The sequence below is a fragment of the Armatimonadota bacterium genome (assembly GCA_028871815.1).
Taxonomy (GTDB): domain Bacteria; phylum Armatimonadota; class Chthonomonadetes; order Chthonomonadales; family Chthonomonadaceae; genus REEB205.
In genome coordinates this window covers 71721-87433 of record JAGWMJ010000012.1, presented here as the reverse complement: position 1 = coordinate 87433, position 15713 = coordinate 71721, and the positions used below count along the sequence as shown (strand labels likewise).

The following is a 15713-nucleotide window of genomic DNA, read 5'->3' as shown; positions in this document are numbered from 1 at the left end:
GAACCTTCGGCCCGCGGCGGCGGTGCAGGTAAACACCGGCCCGGCAAACAACTTCCACCGGGACGGCGCACCATGAGCCGCTTTTGAAAAGAGTACCTTGAGTATGGCGAGCAGTTCGCTGACGATGCTGATTTCTGTGGACGGGATGTCATCTGCCGGGTTGGCGGCGGCCGACACGCCGACCATTGATGGGCTGCGCGCGCGTGGCGCCAGCACGCTGATGGCAAGAACTGTGATGCCGTCGGTAACGCTGCCATGCCACACCTCGATGCTCCGTGGCGTAGATGTACCCCGCCATGGCATTACCACCAATACCTTTGCCCCGCTGGCGCGTCCCGTACCCAGCCTCATGGATGTTGCGGCGCGATCCGGCCTGCGTGTGGGGGCTTTCTATAACTGGCCCGAATTGCGAGATTTGGCCGAGCCCGGAAGCGTGCACGTATCGTACGCTCGCAGCGCATGCGAAACGGCAGAGCACGATTGGGCGGTGGCATACGCCGTATCCGAGCACCTTGCCGCTGAGCCGTTCGACTTGCTGTTTACCTATTTCGGCGCCACCGACAGTGCGGGGCACGAGCACGGGTGGATGACGCCCGGTTATATCGCCATGATCCACAATGTGGACCGGTGCATCGCCCATGTCCTCGATGCCGCCCGCCGCATGGGCCGGGACGTGACGGTGCTGGTGACGAGCGACCACGGCGGCCACGGCCGGACGCACGGAACCGATTGTGATGACGACATGCGCATTCCGTGGGTACTAGCCGGGCCACGCGTGCAGCAGGGACTGGAGCTGTTGACCCCGGTGCGCGGTTTTGATACCTGTCCGACGCTTGCGCACTGCCTGAACATTGCTGCAGCCCCGCAGTGGGATGGCCGGATCATTGAGGAGGCGTTCATTCCGGTCGCATCGGCGAGCTAAGGAGCAGTGCGCGCGATCGCTTCGTCTCCCGCTTCCCGGCCTGGATGCCTTCGGCGCTGTCTCCGCATCCGGCTGGTGCTGCGGCCGGGTTCCGGCTGCTGCGCCACCTCGAAGTCCGGTTCCGACCCCGCCGGCCGTGAGGCGTCTGTTGCGGACGCGACGTGATCTGCGGGTGGCAATGCGTCCCATAAACGGCATACGTCGCATTTGTCCCATTTCTGGCGCGGGAGGCGGCGCGGGCGGAAGCGGCTCGCGACCCAGAAGTTTGCGCTGTGGGACCAATGGGACAAATGGCCTGACGCGGCGTTACCCCCAAACGCGAGACACATAATGTGCAACGAAGCGCGCTTTCCGGCCGCTCAGCCGGCTGAAGTCATTTCGTACTGCTCGTGAAACCGCTTGCGCAGTTCTGCGCAGGCGACGGCGTTGCCCCGATTTGGCAGCACTTCATCGGCCGCCGGCACTGGCGCAGACTCGAGGCCGGCGAACGCGCCCAGTCGCAGCGCCGCCAGAACGGCGCCGCCCCGGCTGGTGGCTTCCGACTCTCGCAGCCGCTTCACCGGACGCTGGATTATGTCGGCCACCATGTGCGCCCAAACCGGCATCGCCCGCACCGCGCCGCCGGAGATCACGACCTCGCCCTTGCCCAGCCCTTCAACGGCATCCACGCCGTCAGCCAACAGAATAGCAATACCTTCCATCGCTGAACAGGCAATATCCGTGGCCAAGGTTGCCAGGCGGATACCGGAAGCGCTCGCGCACCGCGCCGGGCTCCAACCCGGGCTCCGCTCTCCGGCCAGGAACGGCAGCCAGACCACCTCGCTCTGCGGATAGACTGCCGCGATGGAAGCGTTGAGCTTGCGGTCGGCAGGTAGGCGCAACCGGTTCATCAGCCAGCGCAGTGTTACTCCTCCATCGCTGAATGCCTGGCCAAGTACGCGATGCTGCGCATCCAGCCGGTACTCCCAGCATCCCGACGGTATCTCACTTCCGGTCTGCGTGTCGATCCGTCGCACTGCGGAGGAGGTGCCGATGTTGATGGCTGCGGTCGCTGATGATGTGCAGCCGCTGCCGACGTTGCCGGCCGCCCCGTCACCTAGTGCGGGCAGCCACTCCGCGCCACCGAGCGCCGGCCATCGCTTTGCAAGCGCGGATGAAAGTGCGGGTAGATGGGCATCCAGATCGTGCAGCGCCGGCAGACGGTCCGGCTTCAACTGCAGGTCATCCAGCACCAGACTCGACCAGTTGAGCGACTTTCGGCTGAGCAGGCCTGTTGCCGAGGCGATGGAGAGGCTGGTCTGTGGCAGCTGAAGTCCCAGAAGGCGGAGAAGCAGGAAATCTGCGGGAGCCAGCCACCAGTTCGCCTTACGCCATGCACCGGGATCCGACTTCCTGAGCCAGGCGAGCCGGCAGGCAGGATAGGAAAAGTGCGGCCTGCAGCCCGTCTCCTGCAGCCACTCCTGCGCCTGTTCACTGTTGGCTGAACCCAGTGCGCCGGCGGCCCGCGAGTCGGCCCAGGTGGTGATACGCGTCACCGGAGCCAGATCGGCGCCTACTCCCAACAGTCCGTGCCAATAGGTCACCAGCGACACAGCTCCGATCGGCGCGCCGCTGCCGGCCACGGCATCCAGGCACTGACCGAGCGCTGTCCAGAGCCCTTCCGGCTCCAGTTCCGCCCGACCGTCGGCGCCGACCTCCAGCCGCACCGGCACCTGATGCCAGCCGCCTCGCACGCGACCGAGCTTCTGCGTCCAGCGGCAGGCACGCACCGACGAGGTTCCCACATCGATACTGAGGAGGTGCGGTAGAGCCTTTGCTGCCATTTTGCCTCGCTAGTCCGGATCTGACGAGCCGCCGGATTGGGCGCTGAAACGGTAGGAGTCGGCGGCGCCGCACCGGTAGAGCGGCAGCAGCGTTTGACAAGTGTCACACACTGTTGCGATAAAGGTGCCGGTGTCCAGGGCACATGCCCGCTCCGGCGAGAGCACAACTCCAAACGAGGCGTGCTGAGCCTTCACCCGAAGCAGACGATCGGCAAACCGCCGCAGCCCGGCGGCGCCGAGTGCAGCAGCCGTGCTGAATCCGTTCGCCGTCGCGAAGTCGAACGCCAGCACCTCGTGGCGCTCTCGGAACCACCTAGCCAGAGGCGCGGCGTTGCGGCGCAGGTTGGCCGCGAAGCGTGGCTTGTCTTCCGCATCATCTTCGACGAACACCGAAACGCGGACGCCTTCCAGCGCCATGCCGACCCGAATGTGAATCCAGGGTTTGTATGCGCGTGGTGATCGGCCAAAGGCGACCCAGGTGGCTTCCGGTGGGTTGACGGTGCGGCGCATGTGGCGAGCCACATGCGGGAAGAGCGGCTCCTCTACGACTGCCGCGAGCGGCTCGCAGAGCGGTTCGGCAAGCCCTGCCAGCACGGGCGTGATGCGCGTACGCACGAGCGGCATACGCCGCGTGAATCCCTCCACAGCGAACACGTGGAACTGCTCCGGCTCAAAGAGCCGGCCCGAACTCAAGTTCCCCGTTGCGGCAGGTTCGGCGGGAGACATAGCAGCCTCTTGAATCATGCCCGGCCGGTGTTAGAACGGCGGCGAGCAACATCGAGCGCAAGCAGATGAATCTAAACCGGAGCGGCGGCAAAGCGGTCCCACGCCGCGCTAACTTCCTCATGCAAGCCGTTATGCGCCCAAATCCGGTATCGGAAACGCAGCGGACGTCGCGGCGCCACGGTAAGCGGCTCGTCGGCAAACAGCGGCCCATTTCCGGCGGCCAGGCCGTAATCGCGCACATACCAGGCGGTGGGGTGGTCGTTGTTGCGGGGATCCTCCATGATGGCGATACCGGCGGAGTGTCGGCCCACCTTGCCGCTGAAGTGTACCCAGCGGGACCGCTTGCCAAGCATCGCCTTCTCGGTGGTTGCGCCATCGGCACTCTGCATGGCTCCGCCGCCCCGAGGCGCAAGCTCTCGCGCCACACGCAGGGCCGGCATGCCGAACTCCCGCACCGGAGCAAGGGTCACGGTAGCAGCGCCAGCCGCGCGAAGCAGTATTTCAAAATCGACACAGTGTGCATCGCCGGCACCCTGCGAAACGACTATCGTCCGGGTGTCGGTCAGCAGTGGCACGCCGTTGGGCTGCACCCAATCACAGACCTGAGTGATGGATGCCGACTGCTCGCCTCCATGCACCGATTCGAATCGCCGATGCACAATGCGGCCGCTGTTGTGCCTGTTGTGCCAAAAATCGACGCCATCCACGCTGCCATGGCCGGCCCAAACACCATGATGGTGCGGCGAATCGAGTGGGCCGTTCGCCAGCAGTTGCGCGCCATTGGCCGCGTACAACCGCGTGAGCGCCGGCTGGTGGCCCGGGGCGTTGTAGACGTAGAGGGCGACCTCTTGCCCGGACGATGTGATGGCAACAGCACCGGCGGTTTCGGTGACCTCAAACATATCTGCTCAGCGCCTCCCGGCCACGGCTAGATTGTACCCAAGGCTGGTTCGAGACGAATGCGGGGGCCGCGTCAACATCTTCCTCGCCGCAAGCCGTCTGCCAGGGCGATGAGCGCGGAACGACAAGGGCCGGCGCGGAGGCCGGCCCGGTGCCAACTCCACAGCTCGCGCGGTATACCGTCAGTGGCAGCCGCAGCCGGAACCACAGCCCCCGCCGCCGCCATCCTGCTCCTCTTCGGTGGCAAACGAACTGCCACACCCACAGGACTTCACCGCGTTCGGATTATCAATCTTGAACCCGCCACCCATGTCATCCTCCACGTAGTCCACGGAGGAGCCGTTCACATAGTTGAGGCTAAGTGCGTCCACCACCACCTTCACACCGTGACAGGTATAGACAAAATCGCTTTCGTCAACCGCGTCGTCGATCGCCATGCCGTAGTTCAATCCGGAGCAGCCGCCGCCTGAAACGAACACACGCAATGCGGCATCCGTCTTGTTCTGCTGTTTCAGGAGCTCGGAAATCTCCTGCGCAGCGCGCTCGGTGAGCGTAATGCCGGTTGTGGGCGATACTTCCAATGTAGCCATAGCGGATTTTGCTCCTGTGCCAACGTCTCGCCGGCCTCGCGAATCGCTCGCGCTGCCGATAGTGCCGGATCGATGCCCTATTATACTCTCATCTACGCGCTGCGCGGCGCAGATTGTTTCGGCCGCGCAGCCAGCCTTCGGCTGAGCTCTCACAAACGAAGGAGGGAATCGCCCGCAGACGGCGAACCCTTACTCTTCAACGTTCACCATCAGAACGGCCCGGCGCGCTTTGCGCCGGCCGTTGTGTGTAACGGAGCCGGCAGGCAAATCGAGCTCTGCAAAACCCCTGATCAAGCTGCCGGCAGGGAAAATCGCATCGAGCGCTGTGCTGCAATCAGCGCCGGATCCCGGCTCCCCCGGGAGATGACGAAGGAGTACCCGCTGTGAATATGGCGACGGGCAAAGTAAAGTGGTTCAATGACGCCAAGGGCTACGGCTTCATCGAAGCTGACGACGGCGTCGATGTGTTTGTGCACTACTCGTCCATCAATATGGACGGCTTCAAATCGCTCAAGGAGGGACAGATGGTGATGTACGAGTCACTGGATACGCCAAAGGGGCGCCAGGCGGCCAACGTACAGTCACCGGCCTGACACGCACTCACCAGCCAACTTCCACGCGGCGATGGCGCGCGGCTCACCGGCGAGCCGGGCGCCATCGTTGCGCGTAGGCCTAATCGACGAAGGCGAACTCATCCGTCATGAGCAGCGCCTGAACATAGCGCGACAGCGCATCCATCTGCGTACCGCCTGGCGCGACGGAGGCCGGAGGCGGTGCCTCGGGCGGCGCGTTCAGGAACCGCCTGCCCATCGCAACTTCCTCAGCGCCGGCGGGACGAGCGAAGAGGCGCTGATAGAGCCACTGGATCCGAAGGGCGTTGTAGTGGGCGGCGGATCGCGGAATGGTGCGCCGCGCCAGCGCTGCCGCCCCCCGAGCGGCATCCTGAATAAACGGACTATTGAGCATAAAGAGCGCCTGTTGAGGCACGGTCGTGCTCCGTCGCTGAGGGCTGGTCGCATCCGGGCTGGCAAAATCAAATGTGCGGAAAAGTGCGGGCAGGTTTTGCCGATCCACAAAGCCATACACAGTGCGTCTGCACGAGTACGCAGGCGAGGTGATATCCACCGATGGCCCGCCGGCTGTGAGATCGAGCCTTCCCGACACGGCCAGCAGGGAGTCGCGCAGCGCCTCGAGATCGAGTCGTTGAAGGTTCTGGTGCTGCAGCAGGCCGTTTTGCGGGTCGATCTGAGCTGCGCGCGGTGAGGCCGTATCGCTCATGCGGTACGCGCAGCTGCCCAGGATCAAGCGATGGAGAGCCTTGATCGACCAGCCGCATCCGCCGCTCGCCTGTGGCTGCATAAACTTGAATGCCAGCCAGTCCAGCAGTTTGGGATGTGTTGGCGGGTCGCCGCGGGCGCCGAAATCGGACGGCGTAGTGACAATACCGGCTCCAAAGTGGTAGAGCCACACGCGGTTGACGATGACCCGGGCGGTGAGTGGGTTGCGCGGACTGACGATATCCTCAGCCAACTGAAGACGCCCGCTCCCGGTGGTATATGGCGCGTTATCTACCATCGAGAGGATGGCCGGGAAGTGGCGCGTCACTGCCGGGCCGGGATTGGCGGCGTTGCCGTGGAAGAAGATATGGGGCTGGAATGGCTGCGGCGCATCTTCCAACGCCATGGCAGTGACGGGCGCCGGCGGCTCAGCCGCTTTCAGAGCCGCGCGGTTGCTCTCAAGCATCGCTAGCTGGCCGCGCTGATCGGGTGGAACTGCGGCGATGATCTCGTGGACGATCGCTGCAGGCAGCGTGTTGGGCGGCGGCGTCTGCGCAAGCGCTGCGAGGGCGTGTGGCGGAAGGCCGTTCGATTTGCGCAGCGACGACTCGGCCGCACCAAGAGCGCCATTAAGTTGACCAGTGGCCGCGTCGTACCGGCTTTTCCAGGCTGCCCAGGCCGCGCCAACCGCCGGAGGCGAGATAACCGGTTCCGAAGCCGGTTCACGCGAACTGGCGAACACTCCGTAAAGGCCGTAGTAGTCGGCCTGAGCAATCGGATCGAACTTGTGATCGTGACAGCGCGCACACTCCACGGTGAGGCCCATCATACCCCGGCATGTGGCGTCGATTCGGTCATCGTTGATCAGCACCGGGTCGTTGAGAAAACGGCGGCCAAGCGTGAGGAAACCCAGCGCGGCCAGGCTGGCCGGGTCCGTTTTGGCGGTTGGAAGCAGGTCGGCGGCGATCTGCTGCGCCAGAAACTGGTTCCAGGGCAGGTCGTGATTGAAGGCGCCAATCACGTAGTCGCGGTAGGTCCAGGCGGTGTGGTAGACCGGGTCTTGCGTAAAGACATAGCCTTTCGTATCTGCATAGCGCGCGACGTCCAGCCAGTGCCGGCCCCAACGTTCCCCGTACCGCGGTGACGCGAGCAGCCGGTTGACGAGAATGTGCCAGGCGTCGGGGCGCCGATCGGCCAGAAAGGCCGCGGTCTCCGCCGATGTCGGGGGCAGGCCGATCAGATCAAACGTCACGCGGCGAATCAGCGTACGTCGGTCGGCTGGCGGCGCCGGGCGCAGGTGATGCCTCTCCAAGCCGGCGAGGATGAACCGATCCACGGGGTTCTTCCGCCATGCGCCGTCGGAGGTTGGCAGTGCGGGCACCTCCGGCATAGCGACCGGCTGAAACGACCAGAACGCCCGCTGGGCCGCGGTGATGTGGAAGCCACCCGAGTTGGCGACGGCGGGCGCCGCTGCCGGCCAGGGTGCGCCCATCCGTACCCATTCGGTCAGCGCGGCAATCTCGTTCGGCTTGAGCTTGCCGGCCGGAGGCATCTTGAGCGCGCCGGTGTAGAGTACCGCTTGGATCAGGCGGCATGAGCCGGGCGATCCCGAGCCGATCTCAGGCCCACGCGCCCCACCCTTGAGAATGGCTTCACGCGAGTCGAGCCGCAATCCGCTCTGCTGCTGCTGAGCGCCGTGGCACATCAGACAGTGATCGATGAGCACCGGCCGGATTTGCGACTCGAAGAAACGGGCCTGCTGCGGTGTTGCGGATGGCGGAGTCTGAGGCGCTGCAGCGGAAACCGAAGTGACAAGCGCCGCCAGCGCGATCCCGGCCGAGATTCCCGGCCAGGCACGATGTGATGGATTTGCGTGGATCATTCGATTGATGCGCTGCCGTCTCAGAGGTCGTTCGGCGCCACTATCCCCCCTACCTTCAAAAGCTGCCAGATTCGTTTGAACCATCGGACAGCGCCTCGCATCAATAACGATAGATTTCGGCGGGTATTGGTACTGTCGTCATAATCACAAGACGTCGACACGACGATCCGCACTACGGATCAACCGGGCAATCGCTACTTAGGAGGTTCCCATGCTGTCTAAGACATCCGCATCGGCAGTGGTTTTGCCATTCAAGGTACCAATCCTCCGTACCGTCTATAACCGCGCCTACGCTACCGCAATGGTCTTCGCCGAGCACGGGACTTTCCGCTTCCCGGCCGGGCGCAAGACCGAGTTTGCCCAGTGGTTTGCGCTTGCGATCCTCGCAGCAGCGGCGCCGGCAATCCTGGCGGGAAAGCCGGTGCCCTGGCTGGAATACACACACTCGTTCCTATGGGAATCGGCCATGCGACTGCTTGACGGTTGGAATCCGGGACGCGTTTCGACGGACGACGCCCTGTACTCCTGCGTCCATTCAGGTGTCGCCATTTCCGACCTGGCAGACTTCACGCACAGGCGCGCAACCACTATCGGCAGAGCCGTATGCCGAGCCGCGCGCAGGGCATGCGACCGAAAGACACGATCGGCGAGTTGCTTGCTGCGCGGTCCGATCTGCCGAGAGTGCTAGCCGCTGAGCGTCTTGAGCCGTTCCAACCGCTCCTCGGTGACCTGGCCGCGCCATGGAGCCGTTGCCAGCATCTGGTAGGCCCTTTCCAGCCACGGCTTGGCCTCGTCGGGCCGGTTCAGCGCCAGGAGGCACTCGCCCAGCTCCTCCCAGACGAACGGCGCGTCGTTACCGGCTTCCTCCTGGCGCACGAGGAGACTGCGCTGTGCCGCGAGCGCCTCCTCGACCGAGCCGAGCTCACGCTGTGCACGGGCGACGCACCACTCTGCAATCCGACAACCGGCTTCGTCGTTCATCTCCTTGCGCGCGTCCACTGCCCGGCGAAAATAGTCGAGCGCTCCGGCAGCATCGCCGCGATCAAAAAGGGTCCATCCAATGTTGTTGCAGAGCGAGGCGCGCCACTGGCGAGCTGGACCTGGCGGAGCGTCGTCGCACAGTTCGAGCGCGTCCAGGTTCAAAACCAGCGCTCGCGATGGATCGGCAATAGCAAGCATGTGCAGCGCATCGATCTCAAGCGCGAGCAGATGGAAGGCTTGCGCGCCGCCTTTCGCCATCGAGAAGAAGCCGATCGCGGCATCCCGGTCGCCCGAAGAGTTCAAAACGCGACCGCGTTCAAGGTGTACACGCACCATCGCCGGGCCGGGCTCGCCATTGAGTTGCGCCTCAATCTCATCCAGCAGCTTGTGCGCTTCAGCATATCGCGCCTGCAGGCCGAGAGAGCGCGCCACCTGCGTGCGAAGCTCTGCGCCGACGGCTGAGCCGCCGAGTTCCGCGGCAATCGCGCTGCGAAAGCGAGCTTCCGATCCTGCGGGATCGGAGTAGTCCCAAATTGAGCGGATGAATTCCTCGGTCTCCATGCAGTGCCTCCTGAGCGCCGCCAATGCTCGCTGCCGAATGTTACCCGTGCGCTCGGCGCTGGCGCAAGGCGGCGCGCTGCCGCATCGAAGACCTGACCGACGTACAATCGCTACCTCATGGTACACATCACTCCGGCCCCGCGACCGGCGAGGTGTGCGCTGGGTCAGACGTGCAGCCCGAACTCCCAATGGCCCATCGGTCGCCTTCGCTTGGAAATACGTGCGGTCGCTGGACGCGCCTAACAGACCATTCCATCCGCGCACCCACGACCAACCATCGGAATCGACCTCGTGTCTCACCCAGCGGGGGCCGGCACGGGCCGCGTGGTCCGGCAGATCTCGGGGATTCGTAAGATGCATCGCAGGTACTGAATTGCCGGCGACTACATTCCATTATTCTCTTGCCCGGCTTGGGGTCGAGCCACGCCGTCTACGGCGTACGTGAGAGTGTTATCAGCCGTCCGGTCGCTGTCCCCAGGCAAGTGCCGAAGAACAGGAACGGCGCACGCGTAGTACCGGTCGTGGCGGCGTGCGGCGCCTGACCCCAGTGAATTGCCTTTCAAGCGCTCGGGGCCACGTAATCGATCGGCTCATCCGGACAATACGCGTACGGAGTCTCGTCCAGCATGCTGTCCCGGCTGGCGAACCGCCCGACCGGCGGGTCGTAGTAGCGTGCTTCACCATGCTGCGGCCCGTTGTCGCCGTCGCCCTGGTATGCCCAGTCGCCCGCGAAGTTGTATGGGCTCGATGTACAGCAGCCGCGGGCGACAGCGTCTTCAAAAGCATGGGCGTCTTGCGTGGCTGTGGCTTAGGATGCGTGTCCTAGCCGCGGCGGAACACCAGGTATAGGAGGCCTGCAAGGTCAACGGCGTAGTAGAGCCCTGTGGCGGCCCACATTGCAGCCCGCACTGTCCGCGTCCCGCCTCCGGACAACCGCGCAGTAAACATAGGGTTAAGCGCCCACACCGGCATTCTCATTGTCGATATAGCCTGTAGGCCAGCTGTCATTATGCCCAGCCCAGCCGCCAGCGGCCAGTGCTGTACGGTTTCGAGCCCCCAGCCACGGAAACGATGCCCGGCCGGGCCGGGCACCAAGCGGCGCAACACGGCGAGTCCAACGCTGAAGGCGGCCGCAGACGCTGCCGCAAAATCCGCGGCTCCGGCAATCCGGTACACGGTTGGCGTGAGATGCCGAAGCGGTGGCTGGGCCTGACCGCGGGCACGGGTCCAAAAGCCTCCAGAAGTCATTGCTGGGCCAGCCATGCAGCGGCCAATCCGATAGCGCCGCCAATGACTATACCCGCGGCAGCGCCCTCGGGCCCAAGCACGAGCCCAGCTTCCCCGCCGTCCTCGGCCCCCGCTAAGCCGCCTGCAATCACCTCGCCGCCTTCACCTAGATCGGGACCAAGTTCACCCACGACCTCATCGGCTGGCGGCGGCGACTCCGGCGCGACAGGGTCGGGCACCGCTCTTGGAGTAAACCGCCGCCACAGACGTCCGAAGTAAGGAATCTTTTGCCCGATGAGCCCTCCCACGATTCTTCCGATTGCGCCCCCGACGACAGTCCCAAAGAACGGAAGCTCCACATTGTTCACGCCGCCCCAACTGATCCTATTCGCCCCGCTCGGATCCGCCCAATCGTTCGGCTCACCCCAGCAATACGCGTACGGAATCTGGTCGAGCATGCTGTCGCGGCTGGCGAACCGCCCGACCTGCGGATCGTAGTAGCGCGCTCCTACGTGCTGCAGCCCTGCGTCGCCGTTGCTCTGGTACGCCCAGTCGCCCGCGAAGTTGTACGGGCTGCTAGTGCTGCCGCTGCTCGCGATCGTGTTGCCAAAGGCATCGAAATCCTGCGTGGCGGTGGCTGTGCCGGAGCTGTTCGTTTCGGCGCGGGCGGAGCCGAGGCCATCGAATGCGGGATACTCGCCGTTACGGCGCAGCAGGTCGTTGCCGACGGTGTACGCGGCGGTGAAGCTCGAACCCTGCGTCTCCGTCACCGGCGCACCGCCGGCGTACTGCGTGGAGGTGGTTGTGCCAGATGCCGTGCGGCTTACGCGGCGGCCGAGGGCATCATAGCCGAAACTGGTCACCGCTGTGCCCTGCGTAATCGACTTGAGCTGCCCGTCGTAATCGAAGGCGAGGGTATACGCCGTGCCGGCCAGCGTGCGGCCGGTCTGTTCGCCGTTGGCATTGTACGAATAGCTGTTCGCGAAGCCGCCGCTGGTCGACGCAAGCTCATCGTCGTTATCCATCGTGAAGCTGGTTGAGGTGCTTCCCACCGTTTCGCCGGCGCGGTTTCCTACCGGATCCGCAGCATAAGAGATGGAGACTAAAGTAATCATAATCTAACAGAACAAGCCTGTCAAGGATACCACGAACTTTATTCGAAAATGTTCGGACGCATCCCATTTTCAAAAGGTAAAGCGAGTTTTTTGGGCCGGAAAGTTCCATTCGGGCGACTTTTTTTTCGACTCTTTTTTGTCTGAGAGCCAAATTGTGCAGCCGCGAGCTCCGGCTGCCGGAATCGGAACAACGAGGCTGCCGATCCCTCGCCTTCGCTCGGGATCGCGACCTTGGGAGTGCCAGGAGTGGCGGGACAGGAGGCGACCACTGGACTCGAGCGGCGGGGATGGCTTACAGTGGCGGAGCCGGTTCAATGGTTGCATTCTCACGCGGGGTAGCACTTACCTCCCGAAGCCTCGCAATACTGAATTGAGCTGCGCCGCCCCATTACTGCGACACCAAGCCCCATTGTGAACGTCAAATATTTGGCTGTTGAGCAATGGCAAACCGCACAGCCAGTTTGCACGTACTGTTACTGGCTGTTCGCGGCACCTGCATCCAACGAATGACGTCACCCCTCAGCACACTACGCCGCCTGTTCTCAATGAGCCGCAGTCCTGATCGCGCTATTCGCGCGGCATGGTGGCTCTCCGCGGCAGGCATCATCCTGATGGTGCTGCCGTTCCCCACGGGGCACGAGGTGGTGATCACGGCATGGGCGTTGTTGAACATCGCTCTTGCCATTCTGGCGGTCATCTGGAGCATTGGCCACCCACGGCCCATTATTGCGGCGCGCGAAACGGGCTGGAAGTGGAGCTTCTGGATGGCGCTGCTGCTCACGCTGCTGTTCGTTCAGTTCATCGAGCAGCAGTTGGCGAATTCGAGCAGCGTTCAGGTGATGTCATCGAGCACCATCGTCTCGATAGTGGCTGCCGTGATGTGGCCGCTGATATTCGTCACCGCAGCGGTCGCCGGCCTGACCGGCGCGGCAATCAGCGAGTATGCACGCCGCGGCCGACCTTCCACCACCGTCAACGCCAGCGGCGGTGTGGTTGCCTTCTGGTTCGCCCTGCTCTTCGCCTACATCGTCACCTACCTACTCGCCCCACTGGATGGCAGGTTCCACGCGGCGTGGTTTATCGGCATCGTATGGCTGGGCATCCCGATCTGGACGGTCGTCATCGGGGCATTCATCCGCCGCAGTGATGGCTCTCAACCAGTGGCCCGGCGCGTTACCCGATGGCTGGAACCAAGGCTGCGACGGCGCGTTCGTTTTCGCGGTGCAACGCATGTGCTCGATGCCCGGGGCGCTGTGCTCGGCATCCTGGCTACGCTGGTGATGCTGGCAGCCAACAAGGCCGGTTTGCTGGCCCCGCTCCAATCTCCGGCATTGGTTTCCATGGTGCGCGCGCGAGCCTCGGCGCCGGAGGATCTCACGCGCGGTAATGGCAGCACACAGGTCAACTCTCCCATCACCATCAACCTGCAGGCTCCGCGAGAGGGCCAGGCCGATGCGTACATGCGTGCCCGCGGACAGATCGTGCTGCTGCAGATCGACCCCGCGGCGCGCCGAGCGGTGGATGCCGGCAGCTCGGAGTGCCGGCTGCAGGCAGCCGTTCTTGATAGGCTCGCATCGCTTGGGGCTGTTCGGGTGGTCATGCCGGTGCCACTGTTGAATCCGCCCAACACAGTGGACATGAACCTGCTGCCGGCGTCAACACTCGCCGGCGCGCTTCCGACGAGCGCCGACGCCACGCGCAACTGGCGCGACCTTGGCATTCTGCTGACGTCGATGCGCAAGGCCGGCAATGTCACGCTGGCAGTTTCACCACTGGATGTCGGCGCGCCGGTCAAGGGTGCGCGAAACGACGTCAGTTTTGCCCCGCTGCAGGCGCCCGGCAAAGGGCTTGCAGCGCTCCCCAGCCTGGAGGCGGCCTCCCGCGATGTGGCATTGGCCGAACTGCCATCGTTCAAAACGGCCGGACTACCCTGTGTGCCAATGCGTTGGAGCGGAATGCCCCCGTTAGCGCTCTCCCTGGCGTCGGCGGCGCGAGACGTCAAGCTCCCAAAGGGGCACATCTCCAGCGATCAGGTGATGGACATGGCGGGCCGAAGCGTGCCGCAGGTCGCCCGCGGCGTCCTCCTACCCGTGTTTCGCGATACCACGACGGCGCCGGCATTCACCACGATCACCTATTCCGACCTGATGCGCAATGCTCCGGTCTACGCGCCGACTTACGTTCAGGGTGTCCGGCCAGTCTCCACGCCGGGCACCTGGGTGCCGGCCGATTCGTTCATCAAGGGCAAGATCGTGTTCCTGGACGAACTGATGCCGGTATTCCGTGAGACCTCCGAGGGACGGCTGCCGCTGGCGGTTGTTCAGGCCGATGCCACGGCTGCCGTGATGGGCGGCGACTGCCTGGGCCACATCTCCGGTACCGGCTGGCTGCTGGCCCTGCTGGTATTCGGCGCCCTGATGGGCCAGGCGGCGACCGGCCGGGCTCCCATGGACGCGGTGTGGAAGGTAGCATTCGGAGTGTTTGCCGCGCTGGTTGTGTGCGGCCTCGAGCTTGCCGGAATGCGCTGGATGGATCCGATTCTGCCAATCGCCACCGCCGTCGCCGCCTTCCTGCTCTCCACACAGATCACGTACTCCAGCGAACGCGACGAGCGCGAACGCAACAGGTCGCTGCTGCAGCGGTTTGTGGCGCCACAGGTGGTCGATGAGTTTCTGGATGCTCCGGAGAAGCTGGGACTGGGCGGCAAGCGCCAGCGGGTGGTCGTACTCTTTGCCGATGTGCGCAACTTCTCCAGTTTCGCGGAGCGGCATACTCCAGAGGAGGTCATCGACGTCGTAAACCTCTATATGACGGTGATGACGGACGCGCTCGACCGTCACGCCGGTATCCTGGATAAGTACACCGGCGATGGCCTGATGGCATTTTTCCCCATCGATGGCGAGCTCGAGCCGGGCGTGCGCGACGCGCTTTACGGTGCTCTGGCCATGCGCGACGCGGCGAACGAGCTCTCGGCTGAGATTCGCGAGAACGGCCGCGAGGCGCTGGACGTGGGATTTGGCGTCCACTTCGGCGAGGCGGTTATCGGAATGGTCGGCAACCCGATCCGCCAGATCAACTACACTGCGCTCGGCCACACGGTGGTCGTAAGCGCCCGCTTGCAGATGCTGGCTGCGGGCGGCGAGGTGGTGGTGAGCGACGCCGTGGAGGAACTGATTCACGGCAGCTTCCGCATGGAAGGTGGTGAGCCGGTCATCATTAAAGGCGTATCGCATCCGATCCGGACGTATCGCGTGCTCTCTGCCGGAGGCGCGCCGGAAGTACCGGCCCTCACTCCACCACCTCCTGTGCCCGCACTGGCCGCACCGCCCGACGATGCAGTACACGGCGGTGACCCTAAATGACGCGGGAATGATCACGAGAGGCAGACCATCGCAGACCGGTTGTGCGACAGACAGCGGCACAGCGCGCCCGCACACGCCGGCTCAACTGCCGTCTCGCAGCTTTGGCTATAGGCGCTGATTCCTCTGCGGCTGGAAGTAACGCGTTGCGCCTGCTTTTTACTCACAGTTTCCGGGTTCCGTCCAATCGAAACAGTAGTTCCATAGAGCTGGGGCACCGCGAAGCGCTTTATGACAGGGACCGGTATTTGCTGATCTCCCGTCAAAGCAAGGTTTGCCGAGTGGATCGCGCACACCTGGAATACCGCTTATCACCGGGCTGGATTCTGCGCGCCCCTGCGACGTAAATA

The 15713-nt window shown here is 64.0% G+C and carries 11 protein-coding genes and 1 pseudogene; 4 read left to right on the top strand and 8 right to left on the bottom strand.

The window, feature by feature from the left end; all coding sequences use genetic code 11:
• Positions 1 to 103 precede the first annotated feature (103 nt).
• Positions 104 to 922, top strand: coding sequence for an alkaline phosphatase family protein (locus KGJ62_13615; GenBank protein ID MDE2127619.1), 819 nt, complete (start codon positions 104 to 106; stop codon positions 920 to 922).
• 359 nt (positions 923 to 1281) lie between these two features.
• Here KGJ62_13615 and KGJ62_13610 read toward each other — a convergent pair whose 3' ends face one another.
• The 4 genes from KGJ62_13610 to erpA all read right to left on the bottom strand — a co-directional run bounded on the left by KGJ62_13610 (position 1282) and on the right by erpA (position 4961).
• Positions 1282 to 2745, bottom strand: a complete 1464-nt coding sequence (locus tag KGJ62_13610; protein ID MDE2127618.1) for a hypothetical protein — start codon at positions 2743 to 2745, stop codon at positions 1282 to 1284.
• A gap of 9 nt (positions 2746 to 2754) precedes the next feature.
• Positions 2755 to 3471, bottom strand: a complete 717-nt coding sequence (locus KGJ62_13605; protein MDE2127617.1) for a DUF1054 family protein — start codon at positions 3469 to 3471, stop codon at positions 2755 to 2757.
• 71 nt (positions 3472 to 3542) lie between these two features.
• Complete coding sequence (locus tag KGJ62_13600; GenBank protein MDE2127616.1) at positions 3543 to 4373, bottom strand: PmoA family protein; 831 nt, start codon at positions 4371 to 4373, stop codon at positions 3543 to 3545.
• Between the two features lie 180 nt (positions 4374 to 4553).
• Positions 4554 to 4961: an iron-sulfur cluster insertion protein ErpA gene (gene erpA / locus KGJ62_13595; protein MDE2127615.1), complete on the bottom strand. Its 408-nt coding sequence runs from the start codon at positions 4959 to 4961 to the stop codon at positions 4554 to 4556.
• A gap of 389 nt (positions 4962 to 5350) precedes the next feature.
• Between erpA and KGJ62_13590 the strand changes: the two genes are divergently transcribed.
• Complete coding sequence (locus KGJ62_13590; GenBank protein ID MDE2127614.1) at positions 5351 to 5554, top strand: cold shock domain-containing protein; 204 nt, start codon at positions 5351 to 5353, stop codon at positions 5552 to 5554.
• Positions 5555 to 5633: 79 nt separating this feature from the next.
• On the opposite strand, the gene KGJ62_13585 is transcribed toward KGJ62_13590, so the two are convergent.
• Positions 5634 to 8204, bottom strand: a complete 2571-nt coding sequence (locus KGJ62_13585; protein MDE2127613.1) for a PSD1 domain-containing protein — start codon at positions 8202 to 8204, stop codon at positions 5634 to 5636.
• Positions 8205 to 8331: 127 nt separating this feature from the next.
• On the opposite strand from KGJ62_13585, the gene KGJ62_13580 reads away from it, so the two are divergent.
• Complete coding sequence (locus KGJ62_13580) at positions 8332 to 8808, top strand: hypothetical protein (GenBank protein ID MDE2127612.1); 477 nt, start codon at positions 8332 to 8334, stop codon at positions 8806 to 8808.
• On the opposite strand, the gene KGJ62_13575 is transcribed toward KGJ62_13580, so the two are convergent.
• From KGJ62_13575 to KGJ62_13565, 3 genes and pseudogenes are all read right to left on the bottom strand, one after another.
• A complete protein-coding gene (locus KGJ62_13575) occupies positions 8805 to 9662 on the bottom strand; it encodes a tetratricopeptide repeat protein (protein ID MDE2127611.1) in 858 nt (285 codons plus the stop codon). The genes KGJ62_13580 and KGJ62_13575 overlap by 4 nt on opposite strands.
• Before the next feature lie 559 nt (positions 9663 to 10221).
• Positions 10222 to 10413 (bottom strand): annotated as a pseudogene (locus KGJ62_13570) (hypothetical protein).
• Positions 10414 to 10906: 493 nt separating this feature from the next.
• The gene (locus KGJ62_13565) at positions 10907 to 12004 is read right to left on the bottom strand and encodes a hypothetical protein (protein MDE2127610.1); all 1098 of its coding nucleotides are present in this window, start codon (positions 12002 to 12004) and stop codon (positions 10907 to 10909) included.
• Between the two features lie 506 nt (positions 12005 to 12510).
• Here KGJ62_13565 and KGJ62_13560 point away from each other — a divergent pair.
• Complete coding sequence (locus KGJ62_13560) at positions 12511 to 15366, top strand: hypothetical protein (protein ID MDE2127609.1); 2856 nt, start codon at positions 12511 to 12513, stop codon at positions 15364 to 15366.
• The last annotated feature ends 347 nt before the right edge of the window (positions 15367 to 15713 follow it).

What these genes read in the sequence shown, in the direction of transcription:
- KGJ62_13615 (MDE2127619.1), top strand. Translation starts at nt 104, where the DNA reads ATGGCGAGCAGTTCGCTGACGATGCTGATTTCTGTGGACGGGATGTCA.
- KGJ62_13610 (MDE2127618.1), bottom strand. Translation starts at nt 2,745, where the DNA reads ATGGCAGCAAAGGCTCTACCGCACCTCCTCAGTATCGATGTGGGAACC.
- KGJ62_13605 (MDE2127617.1), bottom strand. Translation starts at nt 3,471, where the DNA reads ATGTCTCCCGCCGAACCTGCCGCAACGGGGAACTTGAGTTCGGGCCGG.
- KGJ62_13600 (MDE2127616.1), bottom strand. Translation starts at nt 4,373, where the DNA reads ATGTTTGAGGTCACCGAAACCGCCGGTGCTGTTGCCATCACATCGTCC.
- erpA (MDE2127615.1), bottom strand. Translation starts at nt 4,961, where the DNA reads ATGGCTACATTGGAAGTATCGCCCACAACCGGCATTACGCTCACCGAG.
- KGJ62_13590 (MDE2127614.1), top strand. Translation starts at nt 5,351, where the DNA reads ATGGCGACGGGCAAAGTAAAGTGGTTCAATGACGCCAAGGGCTACGGC.
- KGJ62_13585 (MDE2127613.1), bottom strand. Translation starts at nt 8,204, where the DNA reads ATGGTTCAAACGAATCTGGCAGCTTTTGAAGGTAGGGGGGATAGTGGC.
- KGJ62_13580 (MDE2127612.1), top strand. Translation starts at nt 8,332, where the DNA reads ATGCTGTCTAAGACATCCGCATCGGCAGTGGTTTTGCCATTCAAGGTA.
- KGJ62_13575 (MDE2127611.1), bottom strand. Translation starts at nt 9,662, where the DNA reads ATGGAGACCGAGGAATTCATCCGCTCAATTTGGGACTACTCCGATCCC.
- KGJ62_13565 (MDE2127610.1), bottom strand. Translation starts at nt 12,004, where the DNA reads ATGATTACTTTAGTCTCCATCTCTTATGCTGCGGATCCGGTAGGAAAC.
- KGJ62_13560 (MDE2127609.1), top strand. Translation starts at nt 12,511, where the DNA reads ATGACGTCACCCCTCAGCACACTACGCCGCCTGTTCTCAATGAGCCGC.